Raw genomic sequence first — 23,356 nt, forward strand, 5'->3', positions numbered from 1 at the left:
CCGGTGACCACGATGAGGCAGGTACCGCGGCCGACGCCTCCGGGCACCGTGTTCGCGGCGAGCTATCTGTTCGCCGGGGTGGCGGCGCTGGCCCTGGTGTCCGCGGTCGGCACGTTCTTCGCCGTTCCCGAGTTCAGCCACTACCGGAGCGAGCAGGCGGGGGACGAGTCGGCGGGCACGCTCGCCGCGGCCGGTCTGGTCACGTTCGCCGTGCTCACGATCGTGTTCGGCGCCGGCTGCGCGCTGCTGGCCCTCCTCGACGGGCGGGGCAGGCAACCGGCCCGGGTGCTGACCTGGGTGGTCGGCGGACTGTCCGGCTGCGTCGACGTCGCGCTCCTCGTGGTGAGCGCCTCGGAGCCCGTGCCGTGGTACGGCGGCATGACCCGCATCGTGACCACCGGGATGCTGGTGCTGACGATCGCCTCGGTCACCCTGCTGGCGCTGCCCGCCTCCCACGGGTACTTCCGCGACAGCCGTCCGGCCCGGCAGCGGCCGCAGCCCCGGCCCGTGCAGCCACCGCCGCCCTCGGCGGCCGGCCAAGTGCCGCCTCCGCCAGGCCATTTGCCCCCGCCGCCGGGCTTTCCGCCCTCGCCGTACGCCTATCCGCCCTCGCCGTACGGCTATCCGCCCCAGCAGCCCCAGTCACAGCCACCCCTCTCGCCCGCCCGCCGGCCGGCCACCGTCACGACGGCCATGGCCGTGCTGATGTGCCTGGCCGTCCTCGCGGTCGCGGGTGCCGTCGTGGAGGTCCTGAGTTACCAGGCGATCCTGGGACACCTCGACGACTACATGCGGACCGTGCGGCAGCAGACCGCCAAGTTCGGTGTCAGAGTGGCATTCCCCAGCCTTCCCAGTAGCGCCGTGGGACCGACCGCCATTGTGATGGCGGGGCTGGTGGCCATAGCCGCGACTCTGGTCGTCCTGGCGCTCGCGCTCCGGCTGCCCCGGCCGCGCGCCCGCATCGTCACGCTCGTCGTTGTCGGGCTGCTCGCGCCGCTGGCCGCCGCCCGGGCCTTCGTGACCATGACGACGCAAGCCACGCTGGAACAGATCGCGGAGAGTTCACGGCGGATGAGAGAGAGCATGGGCGCCGCGGGGCAGTACCGGGACGCGTTTCCGGACATCGACGAGCTCCAACCGCCATGGACGTACGCCTCCGTCTACCTGACATCGGCCCTCGCCGTCGTCGGATGCGTCGTGGTCTTCGTCCTGCTGACCGTTCGGCGCTCGACCGCGTGGTTCGGTGTGGCGGGCGGCCGTGCCTTCCAGCACGCCATGCCGCTGCCGCCCCCACCACCCCACCCCCCGCACTTCACCGACACGCGACATCTCCAGCCGCCCGTAGACCCGGGACCCCCGAATCCCCCCACTTCCTAGGACTTGTCCAACTGGTCGCGTCACTGCCTCGCACACTGACCCACGACGCGTCGTCCCAGTCCGGGTGCAGGATCTTGACCGGCTCACTTCCGCTGGAGCGGAAGTGAGCCGGTGCGGGCGGCCCCTGGGCGACCTCGGAGGCCCAGTACCTGCTGGCGCTCCGGATCACGGCCGTCGCAGCAAGGGCCGGCGTCGTACTCGTCGACTGCGGAGCTGGCGGAATAAACGCCTCCGGGTGTTGATTGTCCCTTCCCAGTGAGCGCGGTGCAGTCGGGGAGAAACATGAGCAGCCTGAAGGTCTTCCGGGTCAGAAGCGGCCGAGCCACGGAGATACCGGGTGCGGCGGCGTCGGTGGATTGGAGCAACACTCGCCTGGTCGCCTGGTGTGCATCGCGGGAGCGTTCTCGCACCACGACGAGATCGCCGTGCAGATGATCGGCCACCGGATCGACCTGCTGGCCTACCGGGGCTTCGACGACGTTCTCACTCTGCAGATGGTTGCCTCCGTTGCCGGCCGTGCCGCCGTCCAGCGCAGTACCGTGCCATCGCCGGCCCGCGCGGGACCTGTACGAGGGGCTGGATGAGGCCCTTCTCGGGTTGGAGGGCGTGCGCAAGGAGACGCAGCTGCACTACGTCGCCTATCGGCGGATCATTACCGCCCCGCGCCGACAGCGCTGACCAACGCCACTCCTTCGTGCCGGAGTTCCACCATGCCCATCCCCTGTCTCCCCGACGGCGACCTCTACGTGACGCCCATCCACCTGGCTGGATCCCGCTACATCGGCGACCCCGCTCTCCAGCCCCTGATCGATCACGGCTTCCAGCTCCACCGCGACGAGTTGCCAACGTCTATGTCCCCTCCCCCGATCAGCGCATTCGCCTGGGCTTCCTGCCCGAAGGAGAGGACGACGCCCGCTGGAAGATCGCCGTGCACTCCGACCCATTCGCCCCGCCCCATGGGATCGCCACCTTCGACAACCCCACCCCCACCGAGCTGGTGACCGCCTTCGCCACCGCCCTCGCCCACGACTATGCCCCCGGCAGCGACGCCTACCTCTACGGGAACACCAAGCAAGACGTCGGCCTCCACCCCCTCATCCAGGCAGGTTGGAAGACCAAGAAGCGCCCCTGCCTCAGCGCAGCCCACGCCCCGGATGGACTCGCCGTGGTCAACCACATCCACGGCCCGGTGGACCATCAGGCAGAACTGGCCGGTCACCAAGTCCGCTGGGGCGACTGGGGCGGCAACCGGGGCTACTGCTCCCGCTGGTACGCCAACTTCACCCCCCTTCCCACCTGATCGCCCGCCACCGCACGCCTGGCCGACCCAACTCCCGTACTCCGATACGGGACCGAGGTTCCGAAGCTCAGCCGCGACGCGGCCCAGATCGCCCCCGTGCCTCCCTCGGTCCCCACCCGTCCTCCACTGGCCGCCTCACACCGCGTCACATGGTTGCTGTCTCAAGTGCGCCCATTTTCCGCGTAGGGACGAGCCGCGATCCAGACATGAAGATCACGATCTACATCTGGAGTGCTGGGCTCACAGGCTCGTGGGTCCTTCGTGGGCCTGCAGCATCCCCGCGGGCAGTCGGTCGTTGCCCCAGCTGCGTTCGATGTAGCCGATGATCCGAGTGATGTCTTCGGCGGGTACCCGCTCCGGTTCGCCGTGTTCGAGCGGGTCGGCGTGGAAGATGTAGAGCCGCGAGGCGAACTGGTCGAACGGCAGTGAGGCCTCGCCGAACCGTTCGCCGTTGCCCGCCGTGGAGACGACGACGCCGTCGCCCCAGTCCTGGCCGCTGTCGTTGTTCGGGTTGAAGAAATACACCCGCATGACGTCCTGTGGATCCAGCGCCGCCCGCAGGATCGTGATGGCGTGCCAGCCGACGTAGCGGGCCGCGCTGTCGGTGACGGCGACGCCGGCCGGCTGCGGATGGATCAGCGGCTGGTCGCCGTTGTAGGACGGGTGGTAGCAGGCGTGGAACTGCCGCAGGAACCCGTCGAGGTCGACCAGGTTTCCGGTCGCGACGTCGACATTGATATGGAACCCACGGGCCGCCCACCAGCCGTGGAACTCGGGGTTGACCCACCGGTGCGGGTCCCCGGGCCGCGCGGCGCAGCGCCGCCCCATCTCGGCGTATATCCGGTCCAAGTGGGGTACCACGAGCAGGGACACGGGGTCCAGGTCCATCGGCAGCGTGCTCGCGACTCCGGCCGCGCTGTCCTTCGACGAGATCGGCTGGCCCTCGAAGTGCATGAGGATCTCGTCGTCACGGGCCGCCCAGACCACCACTTGCAGCAGGTAGTCCGGGTCGTTGTAGGCCCACATCGACAGCGCGCGGGCCGACTGGCAGGTGGGGTTGTCGCCCTGACCGACGCCGAGCGGCTGGCCCAGCATCGAGAGCACCCCCGCGACCAGCCGCGCCTGCGGCCCCGGCGTCTCGCCGAAAACCGTCGTCAACCGCTCCCGCGCGACCGGGGAGAGCTCGAGCGACAGCTGGCGCCACAATGCGGGCACCACCGGCGCCTCGTAAAGGATGCCGCGGTCGAGCAGCAGCGCCAGCCCGTAGACGCTTTGCGCGGTCTGCGGGTGCACGGCCACCTCGATCAGCCGGTGCACCAGTTCGCTGTAGCGCAGCAGGCAGTTCCGGCCGGTGTCGGACAGCCCGAGCGCCTCGCCGACGAGGTAGTCGCTCTCGGACAGGAGGTACCGGAGCAGTTCCGCGTGGTACGGCGACACCAGACCGGTGTCGTGCATCGCCCGCGCGAAGCCCGTCGCCTCGTACTGCAGGCCGGGGGCGTCCATCGCCTCGATCCGGGAGCGGAAGACGTCGATGCCCGGGTCCTCCCGGCACGCCTCGGTGGTCCCGAAGAGGCTCGTGATGAGCCGGTCGACGCCCTGCCCCGACGTCACGCCGAGAGCGACGTCCGGGTCGTTGCGGTGGATCGCGATCCGGGTGATGAGGGACTGCACCGCCTCGACCTGGATCGGACGCTGGCGCAGGATCCGCCAGATCTCGTCGACCAGGTTGTCCAGGACACTGTCGTAACCGACCTCTTCGGCGAGGTGGCGGAACAGGTCGCGGATGAGCTGTGCGGTCCGGCCCTGCCGGGTTCGCTCCGCCTCGCTGGGCGGAGTGAACAGCAGCTCCAGGTTGGTTGCCAGTACCTGGGACAGGAACTGGCGGGCGTCCTCGGCGGGCAAGGTCGGGTGCGCGTAGTCGCCGCGGGCGACGGCGAGCATCCGCAGCTCGCTGGTCGCCTCCATGACCACGGTGTCCGTGTCTCCGCTGTGCAGGCCAGGGCCGGCCAGCGCCGGGATGAGGATCTCCGGTGACGCCCAGTCCGTCCCCTGGAAAAGCCCGGCTTCCTCCAGGGCCTGCGCCCTGGCCTGGACCGCCGCGACGCCGCCCGGCTGCATGAGCACCCGCCGCAATGCTTCCAGGACCCGCCGCAGCTTCGTGTGCTTGCCGAAGTCGCGGGTTTCGGCCATGGCCCGGATGGCGTCGTCGAGTGAGGTCACGCGCTTCTCCAGCGTCGTGGCCTCACCGTTGGCGTCGACGGTCGGTTTCAAAGGGTTTCCCTCGGGTTGGTCTCCTGCGTCCACGGGGTCGTCAGACGTAGAAGTCGAGCTCTTCCTGCTTCTTCAACAGGTCGCGCATCCGGTAGGGGTCTTCACCGAAGAAGTACACCAGGCCCCAGTGGGTGCCGAACGCGGTCCTCTTGGTGACGGTCTCCTCGAGCGGCGTCGAGAGGTCGTGCGACTCGTAGTAGTCGTCGTCCTCGGTCTCCTCCGGGATCTCCAGGTCGCTGACGACGCGGCGACGCGGGTAGACACCGAAGCAGCCGGCGACCCCGGACGCGTCGACGACCTCGCGCGGAAAGAAGGCGTCGATCTCCTCCTCGGTCGTCTTCGGGTCGAAAGCCAGTACCAGCCCATGGTAGGCATTGAACCCGTATGCCCGCTCCAGCAGCTCGAACACCTTGAAGCCCGGTGGCCGGTAGGCGACCTCGCCGAAGTACATCTCGCCGTCACTGGTGACGAAGTACTCCGGGTGCACGAAGCCGAACTCGATGTCGAACGTCTTGATGAGCTTCTCGATCTGCGCCGTGATCTGCGGACGGTACCGCTCCAGTTCCGGAGTGGCCGGCACGAACACCGAATAACCCAGCGTGACGTATTCGGAGATGTTGAGGAACTTGATCTTCCCGTTGTGCACCCACGCCTCGACCGCGAACTCCCAGCCGTCGAGATGGGATTCCATGAGGACCGGGAACTCCTCATCCGGAATCGTGTCGACCTCGTCCGGAGTGCGGATGACGCGGTGCCCGAGGCATCCTGCCTTGTCGAAGGCCTTGAGGTGGATCGGGTCGTTCGGGTCACCGTCCAGCTTGAGCAGGGTCTGATTGACGCGCTTGAGGAAGCGGATCACGTCGTCCCGGTCGTGGGCTTCCTCGAAGATTCCGACCCGGATGCCGCCCAGTTGCGCGCGGCGCTTCATCAGCGCCTTGTCCCGCAGCAGCATGGCCTGACCGTACAGACGCGGGTTGTTCAGCAGAACGGAGTTGATCGCCCCTGCCCATTCGACCGTTTCCTCGAACAGCGGGATCGCGACGTCGACACCCTCGTCCCGAAGAGTCTCGGCGATCTCCAAGGAGCGGTCGTTGAGCCGCTCGAAGTCCCATGGCACGTAGGGGATGTCGTGCTCGACGCAGTACTTCTCGGCCCACTCCGGCGCCACGACGACGTATCGCCGATCGAACCGGTCGAGGGCCTCCACTGCGTTGAGACTCCAGCCAAGAAGCGCTACGTAGCCCTTGTTCGGGTCCTTTGTGGCCGGTTCGCCTTCTGTCATAGGCCTCTCTCCTTCGGCGCGTCCGCTCGTCGACGGCGTGGCTGGCACGACCGTGCCCGGCGATCTGCCGCGCAGAGCACCTCCTTCCCGCGCGCAAGCGCCTCATTCCCGCGCGCACGGACGGAGACGGCACGTTCGAGTGGGTACGCCTGCCACTCGGGTGAAGGGCGGCGGAGGCGGGACCGGCGGGAGTGATCGGCTCCACTGACCGATGCCCGGCCGCTCAAAAGCGAGCAGTCTTGTCGACGACCGGCATCTTGTCGTCGTGGATGAGCCGGTTGCCCAGACGCCGGCGGATGCCCTGGGCAATGAGCCAACTGGCGAAGGACGGGGGCGAGTTCGACGGTCAGGCCTGGCAGGTCTACGTCCTGGCCTTCGTGCTGCAGGCCGCCTCCGCCGCCTTCACCCCCGCCTTCCAGGCCGTCATCCCGGACGTGCTCCCCGGCACTCGCGGCCGCGCCTGGCCGTCGCCGCCGCGAGCGCGGTCGTCACCGTCAACAGCGTCGTCTACGTCCGTGACCACCTCGGCTGTTCCGCCGGCGAGGTACCGCTCGCGCTCGACGCGTACGGCGCAGGCTCCATGGCCGTCGTGCTGCTGCTCCCCCGCGTACTCGACCACGCATCCGACCGCGCGGTAATGCTGAGCGGCGCCCTGCTGCTCACCGTGCTCTTCACCGGCCTCGACGACATCACCGCGGCCGATTCCGGCAGTTGGCGGTGGCCCGCCCTCCTCGCGGCCTGGGCCGCCTTCGGCGCCGCCTGCTCGATAGTACTCATGCCCACCGGGCGACTGATCCGCCGCTCCGCACCGGCCACAGCGCGTACGTCCGCGTTCGCGGCACAGTTCGCGCTGTCCCACGCGTGCTGGCTGCTGACCTACCCGCTCGCCGGATGGCTCGGCGCCGCAACCGGACTCCAGCCAGCCGTCCTCACGCTGGGCACAACGGCTCTGGTGGCCGGGCTCCTCGCACTGCGACTGTGGCCCTCACGCGACCCGGGCCAACTCCCCCACCTGCACACCACCCTGGCCCCCGACACTCCCCAGCAAGCCCCTGGCCGTTGATCCCTGGCTATTGTGCTGAGGGACACGGACGGCGGGTGGTGCGTTCCGGGACTACGCGGACTTCGGAAATCTATGCGGACTTCGGGAGGTCGACGACGCCGAGCTGGCTGAGCATGCCGAGGACATCCCAGTGCCACCAGCCTTCCTTGATCTTGCCGTGCTCATCGAACAGGAAGGTCGTGGTGCCTTCCATCGTGACCTTCTTGCCGGTGGCCGGGATCCCGCGCATCTCGCCGCGGTGGGTACCCTGCCACGTCCAGCGCGTCACGACCCGGTCGCCCTCGGCGATCTGGTCCTGGACGGTGAACTCGAAGTCCGGGAATGCGGTGCGGTAGCCGAGCACCTCTTCGTGCATGCCGTCGACGCCACGGGTGTCCTGCTCCTTGTTGGCCACATCGTGGTCGTGATAGTCGGCCGTGAAGCACTCGGCGAACCCGGCGGCGTCGCCCTCGCGGGCCAGCTCCTGGAAGAAGCGGCGGCAGGTCGCCTTGTTGAGCTGCTCGTCGCGGACCACGTCCAGGTCCGTGAAGGTCGGCATCCCGTCGCAGAGCGCGACCATCTCCTCGAAGATCTTGTTGGTCTCCGGGAGCGCGGAGTTCGTCATCGCTTCCTCGTACGACGGGAACTCGATGATCTCGACGAAGTGATCGGCCTGCGACCGGTCCCGGCCGACGACCGAGTGCGTAGCGGTCCGCCTGCCCTGAGTCGCTTCGACCCATGAATCCATGAGCCGGTTCATGTCGTCGAACTTGATGGTCCTGCAGTCGATGATCTGCATGAATGTCATGGTGCCTCCCAAAGAGGATCCCCCGTCCAGTTTAGTGAGAAATGCCCGTATGCGGCTTGTTCGCTGATCAAACACGCCAACGGCAATCGACATCTCGGAGCGCTCGCTGATCGCCCCCGACTCGCAGCCACCGGCTCGAATCAACGCACTCCGGGGATCCATGAACTCAGCAACGGTGCCGGGCGTGCCCCGTTTTCAGGTGCCGCCCGGCACCACTACTGACCGCCGGGGCGGCCGGGCGGCCCTACACGGGGTCGCTTTCCAGAAGGTTCTTAAGGGTTTGTTCGTCTCGGGGGACTTCCTTGCGGGCGTGAGGGCGGACGACCAGGGGGGCGAGGAGGTGCCCCATTCCGTGACCTTCGAAGTCGAGGTCGATCGTCATGCGGGAGCGGGTGCCGCCTTCGAGCGGTTCGATGCTGCCGTGGACGTCACCTCGGACGGGGCCGTCGATGCCGCGCATGTGCCAGCTGCGCGGCGGGTCGACCTCGGCCACTTCCATGGTCATCGGGAATTCCCGACGACCGATGCGGCGGGTGATGCGCATCCGGGAACCCACAGTCATCGGGCCGATCGGGGCGTCACCGATCGGCTCCACGGATATGACGCTCTCCTGCCATTCGGCGAGGTGGGAGGGGTCAGTCACGTAGGAGTAGACGTCTTCGGGCCGGCGGGAGATGTCCACACTCTCTTTGATGGCAGACATTTCGCCTCCTTTGGGAGGGATAGTCACAGTTCTCGTGTAAATGATCCCACTTTTTCTTCGTGGGCACTGGTCTCAGGGGTGGACGTCGGGCCAGTTCCTCGGCTTCCGGGACCTCGTTCCGACGCGATGCAGCTACCGCACGCCGGGCCGCCATGAGGTGACGGCGCAGGTCGGCGGCGGCATCCGCGGGAATCACAACAGCCGGAACTCCCGGCAGAGGGCCGCTTTCCCCACTCCCCTGGGGAGTTTCTGGGGAGAAAGGCCCCCGCTGGGGAGACTGTGGGGAGTTCCGGCCGCATAGACGCGCACGAACCTGAAAGTCTTCGCAAGAGGCGTTGCCGCAGGTCAGCGGAGTGCTAACAGACGGAACCACAAGTCAGCGGCGTTGTCCGGGGAAGTACATGACATAGGTGCCCAGGTCGCCACCTTCGACGCCCCCAGGAAAGAGCCGCCCCAAGCAGCCGGTGCCCCGCACGTCCTCACCGCTCCAGGGGCCGGTGAGCAGTCTCCGGCAACCGGAGATAGACGGCCGAGGAGACCAGGCACAGCACGGCCACGTACACGGGGAAGAGGCCGGCCTGTCCGAGGTCCTTGAACAGCGTGCCGATGTAGGGGGCCGTGCCGCCGAAGAGGGCGACGGTGAGGGAGTAGGGGAAGCCGATGCCCGCGGCGCGCACCCGGGCCGGGAACGTCTCCGCGTTCACCGCCGCCGAGATGGCCGTGAAGCCGCTCAGCAGGATCATGCCCGCGCACTGCACGAGCAGCAGCGTCACGAAGGAGTCGTTCAGCGCGCGCAGCAGCGGCACGCTCAGCAGCGCGAAACCGAGCCCGAACATCAGGAGCAGCGGCTTGCGCCCGAAGCGGTCGGACACCATGCCCGCAATGGGCTGGAGGACGGCGAAGAACGCCAGCGAGAGGGTGCCCGCCAGCAGTGCGTCCGACTTCGTCACCCCGGCGTTGAGCTCGGCGTAGGTCGGCAGGTACGACGTCCACGTGTAGTAGGCGAGGGTGCCGCCCGCGGTGATGCCACAGATCAGCAGCGACTCGCGCGGATGGCGGCGCAGCGCCTCGAAGAGGCCGGGGCGGGGTGCCTTCGCCTGCTCCTCACTACGTGTCTCCTCCGCGCCGCGCCGGACCCAGAAGCCCACCAGGCTCAGCAGCGCGCCCAGCACGAATGGCACCCGCCAGCCCCAGCCGTCCATACTGGCCGGCGCCAGGTTCGCGACGAGGAGTGCCGCGACGCCGGACGCGACGAGCTGCCCGATGGTCGTCGAGACGTACTGGAAGCTGGAGAAGAGTCCGCGTCGCCCGGGGCCGGCCGACTCCACGAGGAACGTGGTCGAGGCGGCGAACTCACCGCCCACCGAGAGCCCTTGCAGCAGCCGGGCCAGGACCAGGATGACGGGTGCGAGGACGCCGGCGGCGGCGTACGTCGGCGTCAGCCCCACCAGCAGGCTGCTGCCGCCCATCAGCAGGATCGTCACCGTCAGCGCCGCACGCCGCCCGCGCCGGTCGGCGACCGCACCCATCAGCAGCCCACCGACGGGCCGCATGAAGAACCCCACTGCGAAGACCGCGAACGTCGAGAGCAGCGGTACCAGCGAATTCGACGCGCTCTTAGGGAAGATCTGTGCGCCGATGTACGTGGCAAGGAAGGTATATGTATACCAGTCATACCATTCGACCGCATTGCCGACCGAAGCGGCGAACAACTGCCGCACAGGGCGCGCCGGAGGGGTCACAGCACCCGCGCGAGACGCCTCATCGGTAGCGGAATGCGGCCCGCTCTCGGGCGCAGGCTCGTTTCTGGAAGCTGTCATGATTGCGAATCTCCCCGTCTTCGGGCGCGGCAGGTACGCCACGCCAACCTCTCCAAGTGCGTAGCACTACACGCCACGGCCGAAATTCCGCCGGCAACCGCTTCGTCGGGACCGCCTGCCACCCAGAGCGAGAACCTCCACCTCGCAGGGACTCAACCCAGGTGTTCGCAGCGCCGCTGACGATGCGTCAGGTAAGTCAGCAAGTGGTCAGCATCGACCCGGCCAGAGGCGGCGAAGCCCAGCAAAACCTGCACATGAATGATCGCTCATACATCTATGCCTACCTGCGTCGACGCAGGTACGAGCCGCTCAAGTGGACTGCCTGAGCGTCCGTGCAGGAGAACCAGTCGTACCACTCCACCGCGTTGCCCACGGACGCCGCGGCGAGCTGCCGCGTCGCGGACACCGGCCGCTTCTCCCCCGCCTGCCGGTCCGCCATCTTGTTCTGCGCGTTCGACATGCGCCTCCGCTCCCGGGTCCTTCACGTGGCCCTGCCGCTCGGGCAGGATGAGCCGTCAGGTGATCATGCCCCCGCGAGGCCGGTGGCCGCCAGCCGATTCGGTGGTCGAAAGGAGATGGCAACGTGCGCGTAGCACTGTTCGTCACCTGTATCAACGACACCTTGTATCCACAGACCGGCCGGGCGGTGGTCACACTCCTGGAACGGCTGGGCGTGGAGGTCGGCTTCCCGGCCGAGCAGAGCTGCTGCGGGCAGCCGCAGTTCAACACCGGGTACCGGCACGCCACCGAGCCACTGGCGCTGCGGTACGCGCGGGCCTTCCGCGACTACGAGTACGTCGTGGCGCCCTCCGGGTCGTGCGCGGCGATGGTGCGGGACAACTATCCGCGGCTGGGCGAGCGGGCGGCGGCGGAGGGGCGCGGCCGGGCGCTCACCGAGGCGGCGGCGGAGGCCGTGCCCAAGACGTACGAGCTGACGGAGTTCCTGGTCGATGTGTTGAAGGTGACGGACGTGGGCGCGTACTACCCGCACACCGTCACCTATCACCCGACCTGTCACGGCCTGCGGATGCTGGGGCTCGGGGACCGGCCGCGCACGCTGCTCCAGCATGTGAAGGGCCTCGAACTACGCGAGCTGGCGGGCGCCGAGGAGTGCTGCGGCTTCGGCGGCACCTTCGCGGTCAAGAACCCGGCCGTCTCCGCCGCGATGGGCGCCGACAAGACCCGGCACATCCAGGAGACCGGCGCCGAGGCGGTCTGCACGGTCGACAACTCCTGTCTGATGCACATCGGCGGCACGCTCTCGCGGCAGGGCTCGACGGTCCGGCCCGTCCACATCGCGGAGATCCTGGCCAGTACGGAGGGAGATGTCCTGTGAGGGAACGTCCTGCGATGGAGGGGAACGTGCTGTGAACGCATGCCCCGTGAGCGAAGGGAACGTGCTGTGAGCGTTACCGATCTGGGCATGCCCGCCTTCCCTGCGGCCGCCGCCCGCTCCACCCGCGACACCCGGCTGCGCGCCAATCTCCGGTACGCCACGCACACCATCCGGGACAAGCGCGCCAGGGCAGTGGGTGAGCTGGATGACTGGGCGGAGTTGCGCGCGGCGGGGCGCGCGATCAAGGACCGTACGCTGCGCCACCTGGACCACTATCTGGAGCGGCTGGAAGAGGCGGTGACCGCGGCGGGCGGCCAGGTGCACTGGGCGGCGGACGCGGCGGAGGCCAACCGCATCGTGACGCGTCTCGTGCGGGCCACCGGGGAGCGCGAGGTCGTCAAGGTCAAGTCGATGGCGACGCAGGAGATCGGGCTGAACGAGGCGCTGGAGGAGGCGGGCATCAGCGCGTACGAGACGGATCTCGCGGAGCTGATCGTGCAGCTCGGCAAGGACCGTCCGTCGCACATCCTGGTCCCGGCGATCCACCGCAACCGCTCCGAGATCCGCGACATCTTCCGTTCGGAGATGGGCAGTTGGGGGCGGCCCGCGCCGGACGGGCTCAGCGACCGGCCGACCGAGCTGGCCGAGGCGGCGCGGCTGCACCTCCGGGAGAAGTTCCTGCGCGCGAAGGTCGGCATCTCCGGTGCCAACTTCATGGTCGCGGAGACCGGGACGCTGGTGGTCGTGGAGTCCGAGGGCAATGGTCGGATGTGCCTGACGCTGCCGGAGACCCTGATCTCGGTCGTCGGCATCGAGAAGGTGGTGCCGACCTGGCAGGACCTGGAGGTGTTTCTGCAGTTGCTGCCGCGCTCGTCGACGGCCGAGCGGATGAACCCGTACACCTCGATGTGGACCGGCACCACGGACGGGGACGGGCCGCGGACGTTTCATCTGGTCCTGCTGGACAACGGGCGGACGGACACGCTCGCGGACACGGTGGGACGGCAGGCGCTGCGCTGCATCCGGTGTTCCGCCTGTCTGAACGTCTGCCCGGTGTACGAGCGGGCCGGCGGGCATGCGTACGGATCGGCCTACCCGGGGCCGATCGGCGCGATCCTGACGCCGCAGCTGCGCGGCACGGCGAGCGCGCTGGACGCCTCCCTGCCGTACGCGTCGTCGCTGTGCGGGGCGTGTTATGAGGTGTGCCCGGTCGCGATTGACATCCCGGAGGTGCTTGTGCATTTGCGCGAGCGGGTCGTGGAGGGTGGCAAGGTCACGCGGCGCGGGGTGAAGACGCTGATCAAGCCGGCGAAGGGGCATGCGGCGGAGCGCGCGGCGATGCGGGCCGCGGGTTTCGTGTTCGAGCGGCCCGGTGTACTGCGCGCGGGCCAGCGGCTGGCGGCGCGTACTCGGAAGCTGCATCCGCGGCGGCTGCCGGGCCCGGGGCGTGCCTGGTCCGACACCCGCGACCTGCCGCCGGTACCGGCGGAGTCGTTCCGGGACTGGTGGCAGCGCACCAGGGGCGAAGAGCGTGGGGAGAACGCGAAGTGAGCAGCCGGGACGTGGTGTTGGCGCGGGTGCGCCGGGCGCTGGCGGACGTACCGCGGGCCTCCGGCCCCGAGGAGACCGCGGTGCCCAGGGACTATCTGCGGACGCACGGCGAGCTCCCCACGGAGGACACCGTGCAGTTGCTGGCGGAGAACCTCGCGGACTACCGCGCGATCGTCCATGACATCGACACCGCCGGGCTGCCGGGCCTGCTCGCGCACCTGCTGGGCGAGCGGGGGTCGCGGTCGGTGGTGGCCCCTGCGAGACTGCCGCGTGAATGGCTGGGTGACTGCGACCTGGACGTGGTGCCGGACGTGCCGGAGACGACGCCCGGCGAACTGGACGCGGTGGACAGCGTGGTGACGGGCTGCGCGGTCGCCATCGCCGAGACCGGCACGATCGTCCTGGACGGGGGCCCGGACCAGGGCCGCCGCCGCATCACACTCGTACCGGACCACCACATCTGCGTCGTACGGGTCCCGGAGCAGGTGGTGGCGTCGGTACCGCAGGCGCTGGAGCGGCTGACTCCAGGGCGCCCGCTGACCTGGATCTCGGGACCGTCCGCGACGAGCGACATCGAGCTGGACCGGGTGGAGGGCGTACATGGGCCGCGGACGCTGGAGGTGGTGCTCATGAAGTCCTGAGTGATGAAGTCCTGAGTGATGACGTCCTGAGTGATGACGTCCTGAGTGACACGTGCGTGGTTTTCTGAGCGAAATGGCGTGCGTGAGGCTTGTGTTGCCGATGGGTTGCGTTCGATCCTGATGCTTCCTGTTGCCTTACGTTCGGAGCTGTCGCATGTCGTCGTCGCGTCGTTTCAGCCGCCGGTCGTTCCTCTCCACCGGTACAGCCCTGGCCGGCTGGGCCGCCTTCAGCGCGCAGAAAGGTGCCTTCGCCGCCGCGGCCGGACGGGCCACAGCGGCGGCGGGCGAGGAGTGGAACGGCGCGCCCCGCACGTTCCAGGTCAACCGGGAGCCCGCCCGCCCGCGCCTGATCCCGTACGCGAGCACCGCGGCCGCGCTCGCCGGCGAGGTCGCGAGATCGCCGTACCACCGCTCCCTGAACGGCACCTGGCGCTTCCACTGGTCCAAGAACCCGGACGAGCGCCCGACGGGCTTCCACGCCCCCGGCTTCGACGACAGCTCCTGGGACCGCATCCCCGTCCCGTCCAACTGGGAGATCGAGGGCTATCCGGAGCCGATCTACCTCAACATCAAGTACCCGTGGATCGGTTACGAGGACCCGCAGCCGCCGCAGGTCCCGCAGGACTTCAACCCGGTCGGCTCCTACCGCCGTACCTTCACCGTCCCCGAGGACTGGGACGGCCGCCGCACCCTGCTCTCCTTCCAGGGCGTGAAGTCCGCGTTCTTCGTGTGGGTCAACGGCGAGAAGGTGGGCTACAGCGAGGACAGCTACACCCCTGCCGAGTTCGACATCACCAGCAGGCTCAAGGCCGGCGAGAACAGCCTGGCCGTCGAGGTGTACCGGTGGTCCGACGGCAGCTGGCTGGAGGACCAGGACATGATCGACCTGTCCGGGATCTTCCGCGAGGTGTATCTGTACTCCGTCCCGCAGGTGCATCTGCACGACCTCTTCGTGCACACCGACCTGGACGCGGCGTACCGGGACGCGACGCTGAAGGTGTCGGCGACCGTACGCAACGGAGGCTCGGCCGCGCCCGGCGACCACCGGCTCTCGGCGGTGCTGTACGACGCGCAGGGCGAGCCGGTACTCCCCCGCCCCCTCACCGCCGAGGTGCGGTTCGGCGAGGACTCGGAGGTCACGGTCGCGCCGGAGGCCATGGTCCGGGCGCCCACCCTGTGGTCCGCCGAGGACCCCAACCTGTACACCCTCGTCGTCACCCTCACCGGGCCCGACGGGAAGGCCGTTGACATCCAGCGCACCCGTGTCGGTTTCCGTTCGGTCGTGTGCGAACCGGGGAAGTTCACCGTCAACGGCGTGCCCATCGTCTTCCGCGGGGTCAACCGCCACGAATCCGACCCGGACCACGGCCAGGCGGTCCCCGAAGAGCGGATGATCGAGGACATCCGCATCATGAAGCAGCACAACGTCAACGCGGTGCGCACCTCGCACTACCCGAACTCCACGCGCTGGCTGGAGCTGTGCGACGAGTACGGGCTCTACGTCATCGGCGAGGCGAACCTCGAATCCCACGGCGTGCGCGACCGGCTCCCGGCGAGCCTGCCGGAGTGGACCGACGCGTGCCTCGACCGGATGCGCACGATGGTCGAGCGGGACAAGAACCACCCCTCGATCGTGGTCTGGTCGCTGGGCAACGAGGCGGGCCAGGGCGACAACTTCAAGAAGATGGCGGAGTGGACGCACGGCCGGGACTCCTCACGGCCCGTCCACTACGAAGGCATGAGCTCCGTGGCCGACATGGAGAGCCAGATGTACACCAAGCCCGCCGACGTCGAGAAGTACGGGAAGTCCGGCAATCCGAAGCCGTTCGTGCTGTGCGAGTACGCGCACTCCATGGGCAACAGCACCGGCAACTTCCGCGAGTACTGGGACATCTTCGAGCGCTACGACAACTTGCACGGCGGCTTCATCTGGGACTTCTGCGACCAGGCCATCCGGCTCCCGGTCCCCGGCGACCGCACGCGCACCTACCTGTCCTACGGCGGCGACTGGAAGCCCGGCTACCCCACCGACGGCAACTTCAGCTGCAACGGCATCGTCTCCTCGGACCGCGTGCCGCACCCCGCGATCCACGAGGTCAAGAAGTGCTACCAGGCCGTCCGGATGGCCGCGGCCGACCTCTCCGCCGGCACCGTCCGGATCACCAACAAGCAGCTCTTCCTCGGTCTGGACGCGTACGAGCTGCGCTGGGAAGTGACGCGTAATGGGGCGCGCATCCAGCACGGCACGCTCCCCGCGCCGCGGATCAAGCCGGGCCAGGACGGCACCGTACGCATCCCGTACCGGCGTCCGGCGCGGCCCGAGCCCGGCGCCGAGTACTGGCTGAACCTCTCCTTCGTGCTGCGCCGCGGCACACGATGGGCGGACGCCGGGCACAGCGTCGCCGCCGAGCAGTTGGCGCTGCCCTGGCACGCGAAGGCCCCGGCCGACCCTCCGGCGTCCTCGCTCCCCGCCCTCAAGGTCTCCGAGACCGGCAAGGCGGTCACGGTCAGCGGCAAGGACGTCGAGGTGGTCCTGGACAAGTCCACCGGCACGCTGTCCGGTTACCGCTACCGCGGCCGGACCCTGCTGGCCGGCGGCCCGGTCCCCAACTTCTGGCGCGGGCCGACCGACAACGACATCGGCCGCGGCGCCGAGAAGTCGCTGCGGACGTGGCGCGATGCGGGCACGAAGCGGACGGTCGGTTCCGTGAAGGTGGCGCAGCCCTCGGCCTCCGAGGTCACCGTCGAGGTCACCGCCACGCTGCCCACCTCACCCGCCGCCTCCACCTGGCACACGGTCTTCACCGTGCGCGGCGACGGTGAGGTCCGCGTCGCGCACACCCTGAAGCCGGGCGCCGGCCTTCCCGATCTGCCGATGGTGGGCGCGCTCCTGACGGTCCCGGCCGGCTTCGAGCGGCTCTCGTGGTACGGCCGCGGGCCGCACGAGAACTACCAGGACCGGCGCACCGCCGCGTTCGTCGGCAGCTACCGCTCCTCGGTGGACGACCAGTACGGCCCGTACATCCGGCCGCAGCAGACCGGCAACGTGGTGGACGTCCGGCACGCCACACTGACCGGCCGGGACGGGGCGCGGCTGACCGTGCGCGCCGAGCCGGGCGACGACGCGCCGCTGCTGGAGATCAGTGCGCTCCACTACACGCCGCATGATCTGGACGGGCCGCGCCATCCGTACGAACTGAAGCGCCGCCCCGAGACGGTGCTCGGCGTCAACCACCGCCAGATGGGCGTCGGCGGCAACGACTCCTGGGGCGCGCCCCCGCTGGAGGAGTACGTGCTGCACGCCGACCGCGAGTACACGTACGCGTACCGGCTGACGCCTGCATAGCGGCGGCTTTCGCTCGTCAGGCACGCTCGCCGCTGATCAGGTGCCGCTCCCGCGCGGCTGTTTCCCCGGCCAGGTGGCGGAGCCCCTGTGCTGAGGGGCTGTCGGGCTCTGCGGTCCGGATGACGATGTGCTGGCCGGGGACGGTGGAGCTGGTCAGGGTGTCCCGGTCGAGGACGAGGGTGCCGGCGACAGGATGGTGGAAGATCTTGTTGCCGGTGCCCAGAGCGGCGACTTCGACGCCTTCCACATGGTCGAGGGCGGCACGCACATGGACTTCTACGGCGTGCCCAAGTACGTCGACCAGGCCGTCGCCGCGGCCACGCCCTTGCATTGCGCCGAGCTCAGGAGAAAGCGGCCCGCGACGGAGACAGCGGTTCCGGTCCGCCCGGGGACGGGGATGGGGACGGTGACGCCGACGCGGGTTCCTGGGCGTCGCGGCGTACGAGGGCGGCGTACCGGCCGTCGGCGGCCAGCAGCTCCTCGTGCGTGCCTCGCTCGGCGATCCGGCCCGCGTCCAGGACGACGATCTGGTCGGCGTCGCGAACGGTGGAGAGCCGGTGCGCGATGGTGATCGTCGTACGGCCCGCCGAAAGCTCGTCGATGGCCTGCTGGACGGCGTGCTCGGTGCGGGTGTCCAGCGCGCTGGTGGCCTCGTCCAGTACCAGCACCGGCGGGTCGCGCAGGATGGTGCGGGCGATGGCCAGGCGCTGCTTCTCGCCGCCGGAGAAGCGGTAGCCGCGCTCGCCCACGAGGGTGTCGTAGCCGTCGGGCAGGCCCGCGATGTGGTCGTGGATCTGGGCGGCCCGCGCGGCGCGGAGGATCTCCTCGTCGGTCGCGTCGGGCTTGGCGAAGCGCAGGTTGTCGGCGACGGAGGCGTGGAAGAGGTACGTCTCCTGGGAGACCACGCCCACCGAACGGGCGAGCGTGTCGAAGTCCAGCTCGCGGACGTCCACCCCGTCCAGCGTGACGCGGCCGCCGGTCACGTCGTACAGCCGCGGCACCAGATAGCTGAGCGTGGACTTGCCGCTGCCGGTCGGGCCGACCACGGCGAGGCTGCCGCCGGCCGGGACGGTCAGGTCGATGCCGTTCAGGGTGGGCTCGGCGGCCGGGTCGTACGTGAAGGTCACGTCCTCGAAGCGGACCTCGCCGCGGGGCGCCGCCAGCCGCACCGGCTTCTCGGGCTCGGTGATGGCCACCGGCAGATCGAGGTATTCGAAGATGCGCTGGAAGAGCGCGAGCGAGGTCTGCATCTGCACGCCGGTGGTGAGCAGCGAGACGGTCGGGCGCAGCAGGCCCTGCTGGAGGGAGACGAAGGCGACGAGCGTGCCGATGGAGAAGACCGGGCCGCCGAGCTGAAGGACGAGGCCCGCCGCCCAGTAGATCAGCGCGGGCATGGCGGCCATGACGATGCCGATGGTGGCCATCCGCCAGCGGCCCGCCATGTTGGCGCGGATCTCCAGGCCGACCAGCCGTTCGGATTCCTTGGTGAAGTTCTCGGTGAGCGAGTCGGCGCGGCCCATCGTGCGGCCGAGCAGGATGCCGGAGACGGAGAGCGATTCGGTGACCATCGCGGACATCGTGGCCATCTGCTTCTGCCGCTGGGTGGTGATCCGCTTGCGCTCGTTGCCGACCCGCCGGCTGACCCAGACGAACAGCGGGAGCAGCAGGAGCGAGACCAGGGTGAGCCGCCAGTCCAGCGCGAGCATGGCCACGACGGTGGCGACGACGCTGGTGAGGTTGGAGACCAGGGAGGTCGCGGTGGAGGTGACGGTCGCCTGCATACCGCCGATGTCGTTGGCGATACGGGACTGCACCTCGCCGGTGCGCGTACGGGTGAAGAACGCCAGCGGCATCCGCTGCAGCTTGGCGTAGACGCCGGTACGCAGATCGTGCATGACGCGCTGGCCGACGGTGGTGGAGATCAGTGTCTGCAGCACGCCGAAGACGCTGTTCATCACGGCGGTGACGATCATGCCGAGGGCGAGCAGGCTCAGCAGTCCGGTGCGCCGCTCCGGGATCGCCACGTCGAGGACCGCGCGCAGCAGGAACGGCGAGGCGACGGAGACCAGCGAGGCGGCGGCCACCAGCAGGCCCACAAGGGCCAGCCGGCCGCGGTAGGGGCGGAACAGGCGAAGAATCCGCCGTACCTGAACGGGCTGCTGCTCGTCCTTGGGCGGCGGGGTCCAGTCAATGGTGTCGGGACGCAATGAGCTCCTTCGGGCGACTCGGCGAGGGGACGCTGCGCGGCTCTGCTCTTGAGCCGCTCTTCTCGGGCCCGACAGGACGGGCGTCCGTCGAGCGTAGCCCATTGTTACCTATACTCACAATGAACATTGTCCTGATACTCTCCCGGCATGTCATCCCCCCGGTCCGGCCCCCGTACTACCCCCGATACCGACCTCGCCGAACAGCTGGTACGGCTGACCCGGCGCATGCACCGCGCCCAGAAGCGGCACCTCGAACCGTTCGCCATCACGCCCGCGCAATCCCGGCTGCTCCGCATGGTGGAGCACTCCGACACACCGCCCCGGATGGCCGATCTGGCCGCGCGCCTGGATGTCGTACCGCGCGCGGTGACCACCCTCGTGGACGCGCTCGAAGCGGCCGACGCCGTACGTCGCGTACCCGATCCGGCCAATCGCCGCGTCATCCGCATCGAGCTCACCGAGACCGGCCGGACGACACTCGGGGCGCTGCGGAGCGCGCGCCGGGCCGCCGCGGAGGACATCCTGGCTCCATTGACCGCCGACCAGCGCGAGCTGCTCGGCGGGCTGCTGTCCACCCTGGTCGACGAGCCGGGGCGGCGCTGCTGAAGGACGCTGGACCTATAGGCCGCTACCGACGGGCCGCCTACGAGGAGAAGCCATGCCGCTGCTGGAGCCGGAGCCGACCGTACTGCGCCCCGCCACGACCGAGGGCCCGGCCGTCGACCGGGTGGCCGACGAGCAGGCGTCGGGGACGCCCGAGCCGCTGCGCGGCGACCTGACAGCCCTGCTCGGCCCGGAGAAGGTACTGCACGGCCTCTCCGACCTGGTGAAGTACGCCTCGGACGCCAGCCCCTATCGGTTCGTCCCCCAGGTGGTCGTGCTCGCCGAGGACATCGACGACATCTCGGCGGTCTTCTCCTACGCGCACGGCCACGGCCGCAAGGTCGTCCTGCGCGCCGCCGGCACCTCCCTCAACGGTCAGGCACAAGGCGAGGACATCCTCGTCGACGTGCGCCGCCACTGGGCAGGCATCGAGGTACTGGGCAACGGCGAGCAGGCCCGCATCGGCCCGGGGACCACCGTCGTACGGGCCAACACCACGCTCGCCCGCCACGGCCGACTGCTCGGCCCCGACCCCGCCAGCGCCATCGCCTGCACCGTGGGCGGTGTCGTCGCCAACAACGCCTCCGGCATGACGGCCGGCACCACCCGGAACTCCTACCGCACGCTCGCCTCCGCCACGGTCGTACTGCCCTCAGGAACGGTCGTGGACACCGCCGACCCGGCCGCCGACGAGGAGCTGGCCCACGCCGAACCGGCTCTGTGCGACGGGCTGCTGGCCCTGAAGGCGGAGATCGAGGCGGACCCCGAACTGGTCGCCCGCATCCGTGCCAAGTACGAGCTCAAGAACACCAACGGCTACCGGCTCGACGCCTTCCTCGACGGCGCCACCCCCGTCGAGATCCTGCGCGGCCTGATCGTCGGGTCGCAGGGCACGCTCGGCTTCATCGCCGAGACGGTATTCGACACCCTGCCCCTGGACCGCTGCACCTCCACCGCATTGCTCTTCTTCCCCGATCTGCGGGCCGCGGCCGCCGCCGTCCCGCGCTTCACCGAAGCGGGCGCGCTCGCCGTGGAGCTGATGGACGGCAACACGCTGCGCGCCTCGGTCCGCGTCGCCGGAGTACCCGCCGACTGGGCGGCACTCCCCACGGAAACGACCGCGCTGCTCGTGGAGTTCCGCGCCCCGGACGAAGAACGTCAGGCAGCGTACGAAGAGGCCGCCCAACAGGTGCTGAGCGACCTGGAACTGGTCTCGCCGGTCGAGTCCGTCACCAACGAGTTCACCCGCGACCCGGGCACGATCGCGGGGTACTGGAAGGCCCGCAAGGCGTTCGTCACCGCGGTCGGCGGCTCCCGGCCCTCCGGTACGACGCTGCTCACCGAGGACTTCGCCGTACCGCCGACGCAGCTCGCGGACGCCTGCACGGCCCTGCTGGAGTTGCAGGGCCGACACGGCTTCGATGCCGCCGTCGCGGGCCACGCCGCCCACGGCAACCTGCACTTCCTCCTCGCGTTCGACGCGGCGAAGCCCGAGGACGTGGCGCGCTACGCGGCCTTCATGGACGAGTTCTGCCGGATGACCGTCGAGCGCTTCGACGGTTCACTCAAGGCCGAACACGCCACCGGACGCAACATCGCGCCCTTCCTGGAGCTGGAGTGGGGCCCGCGGGCCACGGACCTGATGTGGCGGATCAAGGACCTGTTCGACCCGCACGGCATCCTCGCCCCGCGCGTCATTCTGGACCGCGACCCGAAGGCCCACCTCCGCGGCCTGAAGACCATTCCCGAGGTCGAGGCGGTCGCCGACCCCTGCATCGAGTGCGGCTTCTGCGAGCCGGTCTGCCCCAGCCGCGACCTCACCACCACGCCCCGCCAGCGCATCGTGCTGCGCCGCGAAATGATGCGCCAGCGCCCGGACTCGCCCGTCACCGGGGCGCTCCTGGACGCGTACGGATACGACGCGATCGACACCTGCGCGGGCGACTCGACCTGCAAGCTGGCCTGCCCGGTCGGCATCGACACCGGCGCGATGATGAAGGACTTCCGGCACCGGCGGCACACCCCGCGCGAGGAGAAGGCCGCCGCGCTCGCCGCCAAGCGCTTCAAGACGGTCGAGGCGTCGGCGCGGCTCGCGGTCGCCGCGGCGGACCGGATCAGCGACCGCATCGGCGACCGGTTGCTGGAGACCGTGACGGCCGCCGCCCGCAAGGCCGTACGCCCCGATCTCGTACCGCGCTGGCTGCCCGAACTCCCGGGCGCGGCGGCCCGCCGCCTGCCGCCCACCCGTAAACAGGACGCGGTCGCGGTCTACTACCCGGCGTGCGTCAACCGCATCTTCGGTGAACCGGACGGGTACGCGGGCCCCTCCCTCCCCGAGGCCGTCGTCGCGGTCTCCCGGCGGGCCGGCAAGCCGGTCTGGATCCCGGAGGACGTCACGGGCACCTGTTGCGCCACGATCTGGCACTCCAAGGGGTACGACGAGGGCAACGCCGTGATGGCGAACCGCATCGTGGAGGCCGCCTGGGGCTGGACCGCCGGCGGTCGGCTCCCCCTGATCGTCGACGCGTCCTCGTGCACGCTCGGCATCGCCCACGAGGTCGTCCCGTACCTCACCGAGGACAACAAGCAACTGCACGCCGAACTGACCGTCGTGGACTCCGTCGTCTGGGCGGCCGACGAGCTGCTGCCGCACCTGGAGGTGGTGCGGACCGTGGACTCCGCGGTGCTGCACCCCACCTGTTCGATGCGCCACCTGGGAGACGAGGCGCAGCTCCGTACGGTCGCCGAGGCGTGCGCCCAGGAGGTCGTGGTACCGGACGACGCGGGCTGCTGCGCCTTCGCGGGCGACCGCGGGATGCTGCACAAGGAGCTGACCGAGGCCGCGACGGCCCGGGAGGCGGCCGAAGTGACGTCCCGCCATTTCGACGCGCACCTGTCGGCGAACCGTATGTGCGAGGTGGGCATGGACCACGCGACGGAGGGCCGGGGGTACTACTCGGTGCTGCTGGAACTGGAACGGGCGACGCGGCCCTCCTGAAGGACGGGCCGCGTCGTACGTGTGCGTGTGTTCAGCTCTTGGCACCTATGTGCTCAGCGCTTGGCTCCCAC

The 23,356-nt window shown here is 69.5% G+C and carries 16 protein-coding genes and 1 pseudogene; 9 read left to right on the forward strand and 8 right to left on the reverse strand.

Going from position 1 to position 23,356, the window contains the following annotated elements; all coding sequences use genetic code 11:
• The first annotated feature begins 12 nt into the window (after positions 1-12).
• Complete coding sequence (locus AB0I82_RS02865) at positions 13-1,377, forward strand: hypothetical protein (protein ID WP_363255248.1); 1,365 nt, start codon at positions 13-15, stop codon at positions 1,375-1,377.
• A gap of 580 nt (positions 1,378-1,957) precedes the next feature.
• A complete protein-coding gene (locus AB0I82_RS02870) occupies positions 1,958-2,677 on the forward strand; it encodes a DUF317 domain-containing protein (RefSeq protein WP_363255249.1) in 720 nt (239 codons plus the stop codon).
• Positions 2,678-2,917: 240 nt separating this feature from the next.
• Here AB0I82_RS02870 and AB0I82_RS02875 read toward each other — a convergent pair whose 3' ends face one another.
• Together AB0I82_RS02875 and AB0I82_RS02880 are read right to left on the reverse strand one after the other, a co-directional pair.
• Positions 2,918-4,948: a hypothetical protein gene (locus AB0I82_RS02875; RefSeq protein ID WP_363255250.1), complete on the reverse strand. Its 2,031-nt coding sequence runs from the start codon at positions 4,946-4,948 to the stop codon at positions 2,918-2,920.
• A 40-nt stretch (positions 4,949-4,988) separates the two neighbouring features.
• On the reverse strand, positions 4,989-6,230 hold the full coding sequence (locus tag AB0I82_RS02880) for a carboxylate--amine ligase (RefSeq protein ID WP_363255251.1): 1,242 nt from the start codon (positions 6,228-6,230) through the stop codon (positions 4,989-4,991).
• A gap of 347 nt (positions 6,231-6,577) precedes the next feature.
• Here AB0I82_RS02880 and AB0I82_RS02885 point away from each other — a divergent pair.
• Positions 6,578-7,293: pseudogene (locus AB0I82_RS02885) on the forward strand (MFS transporter); the annotation flags it as partial.
• Positions 7,294-7,363: 70 nt separating this feature from the next.
• On the opposite strand, the gene AB0I82_RS02890 reads toward AB0I82_RS02885, so the two are convergent.
• The 4 genes from AB0I82_RS02890 to AB0I82_RS02905 all read right to left on the reverse strand — a co-directional run bounded on the left by AB0I82_RS02890 (position 7,364) and on the right by AB0I82_RS02905 (position 11,063).
• Positions 7,364-8,080, reverse strand: coding sequence for an ester cyclase (locus AB0I82_RS02890; RefSeq protein WP_363255252.1), 717 nt, complete (start codon positions 8,078-8,080; stop codon positions 7,364-7,366).
• A 244-nt stretch (positions 8,081-8,324) separates the two neighbouring features.
• Positions 8,325-8,783, reverse strand: a complete 459-nt coding sequence (locus AB0I82_RS02895) for an SRPBCC family protein (protein ID WP_363255253.1) — start codon at positions 8,781-8,783, stop codon at positions 8,325-8,327.
• A gap of 479 nt (positions 8,784-9,262) precedes the next feature.
• A complete protein-coding gene (locus tag AB0I82_RS02900) occupies positions 9,263-10,603 on the reverse strand; it encodes an MFS transporter (RefSeq protein ID WP_363255254.1) in 1,341 nt (446 codons plus the stop codon).
• Between the two features lie 280 nt (positions 10,604-10,883).
• Positions 10,884-11,063: a hypothetical protein gene (locus tag AB0I82_RS02905; RefSeq protein WP_363255256.1), complete on the reverse strand. Its 180-nt coding sequence runs from the start codon at positions 11,061-11,063 to the stop codon at positions 10,884-10,886.
• A 123-nt stretch (positions 11,064-11,186) separates the two neighbouring features.
• On the opposite strand from AB0I82_RS02905, the gene AB0I82_RS02910 reads away from it, so the two are divergent.
• The 4 genes from AB0I82_RS02910 (at position 11,187) to AB0I82_RS02925 (ending at position 17,477) form a co-directional block, all read left to right on the forward strand.
• Positions 11,187-11,939, forward strand: coding sequence for a (Fe-S)-binding protein (locus AB0I82_RS02910; RefSeq protein WP_363255257.1), 753 nt, complete (start codon positions 11,187-11,189; stop codon positions 11,937-11,939).
• Between the two features lie 66 nt (positions 11,940-12,005).
• A complete protein-coding gene (locus tag AB0I82_RS02915; protein ID WP_363255258.1) occupies positions 12,006-13,490 on the forward strand; it encodes a lactate utilization protein B in 1,485 nt (494 codons plus the stop codon).
• Complete coding sequence (locus AB0I82_RS02920; protein WP_363255259.1) at positions 13,487-14,131, forward strand: LUD domain-containing protein; 645 nt, start codon at positions 13,487-13,489, stop codon at positions 14,129-14,131. The genes AB0I82_RS02915 and AB0I82_RS02920 overlap by 4 nt, the downstream gene beginning before the upstream one ends.
• A gap of 154 nt (positions 14,132-14,285) precedes the next feature.
• Complete coding sequence (locus AB0I82_RS02925) at positions 14,286-17,477, forward strand: glycoside hydrolase family 2 TIM barrel-domain containing protein (protein WP_363255260.1); 3,192 nt, start codon at positions 14,286-14,288, stop codon at positions 17,475-17,477.
• Positions 17,478-17,493: 16 nt separating this feature from the next.
• Here AB0I82_RS02925 and AB0I82_RS02930 read toward each other — a convergent pair whose 3' ends face one another.
• Together AB0I82_RS02930 and AB0I82_RS02935 are read right to left on the reverse strand one after the other, a co-directional pair.
• Positions 17,494-17,808: a hypothetical protein gene (locus AB0I82_RS02930; protein ID WP_363255261.1), complete on the reverse strand. Its 315-nt coding sequence runs from the start codon at positions 17,806-17,808 to the stop codon at positions 17,494-17,496.
• Positions 17,809-17,818: 10 nt separating this feature from the next.
• Positions 17,819-19,684 carry an ABC transporter ATP-binding protein gene (locus AB0I82_RS02935; RefSeq protein ID WP_363255262.1) on the reverse strand — a complete coding sequence of 622 codons (1,866 nt, stop codon included), beginning with the start codon at positions 19,682-19,684 and terminating at the stop codon, positions 17,819-17,821.
• 147 nt (positions 19,685-19,831) lie between these two features.
• On the opposite strand from AB0I82_RS02935, the gene AB0I82_RS02940 reads away from it, so the two are divergent.
• Positions 19,832-20,290 (forward strand): MarR family transcriptional regulator, encoded by a 459-nt coding sequence (locus AB0I82_RS02940; RefSeq protein ID WP_363255263.1) that lies wholly within the window; start codon positions 19,832-19,834, stop codon positions 20,288-20,290.
• Between the two features lie 52 nt (positions 20,291-20,342).
• A complete protein-coding gene (locus tag AB0I82_RS02945) occupies positions 20,343-23,285 on the forward strand; it encodes an FAD-binding and (Fe-S)-binding domain-containing protein (protein ID WP_363255264.1) in 2,943 nt (980 codons plus the stop codon).
• Positions 23,286-23,356: the final 71 nt, after the last annotated feature.

It is taken from the genome of Streptomyces sp. NPDC050315 (assembly GCF_040655775.1).
Classification (GTDB): Bacteria; Actinomycetota; Actinomycetes; order Streptomycetales; family Streptomycetaceae; genus Streptomyces.

Excerpts from the sequence above, each read along its gene's own strand:
- AB0I82_RS02865 (WP_363255248.1), top strand. The coding sequence starts at position 13 with ATGAGGCAGGTACCGCGGCCGACGCCTCCGGGCACCGTGTTCGCGGCG.
- AB0I82_RS02870 (WP_363255249.1), top strand. The coding sequence starts at position 1,958 with ATGAGGCCCTTCTCGGGTTGGAGGGCGTGCGCAAGGAGACGCAGCTGC.
- AB0I82_RS02880 (WP_363255251.1), bottom strand. The coding sequence starts at position 6,230 with ATGACAGAAGGCGAACCGGCCACAAAGGACCCGAACAAGGGCTACGTA.
- AB0I82_RS02890 (WP_363255252.1), bottom strand. The coding sequence starts at position 8,080 with ATGACATTCATGCAGATCATCGACTGCAGGACCATCAAGTTCGACGAC.
- AB0I82_RS02895 (WP_363255253.1), bottom strand. The coding sequence starts at position 8,783 with ATGTCTGCCATCAAAGAGAGTGTGGACATCTCCCGCCGGCCCGAAGAC.
- AB0I82_RS02900 (WP_363255254.1), bottom strand. The coding sequence starts at position 10,603 with ATGACAGCTTCCAGAAACGAGCCTGCGCCCGAGAGCGGGCCGCATTCC.
- AB0I82_RS02905 (WP_363255256.1), bottom strand. The coding sequence starts at position 11,063 with ATGTCGAACGCGCAGAACAAGATGGCGGACCGGCAGGCGGGGGAGAAG.
- AB0I82_RS02925 (WP_363255260.1), top strand. The coding sequence starts at position 14,286 with ATGTCGTCGTCGCGTCGTTTCAGCCGCCGGTCGTTCCTCTCCACCGGT.
- AB0I82_RS02930 (WP_363255261.1), bottom strand. The coding sequence starts at position 17,808 with ATGCAAGGGCGTGGCCGCGGCGACGGCCTGGTCGACGTACTTGGGCAC.
- AB0I82_RS02940 (WP_363255263.1), top strand. The coding sequence starts at position 19,832 with ATGTCATCCCCCCGGTCCGGCCCCCGTACTACCCCCGATACCGACCTC.
- AB0I82_RS02945 (WP_363255264.1), top strand. The coding sequence starts at position 20,343 with ATGCCGCTGCTGGAGCCGGAGCCGACCGTACTGCGCCCCGCCACGACC.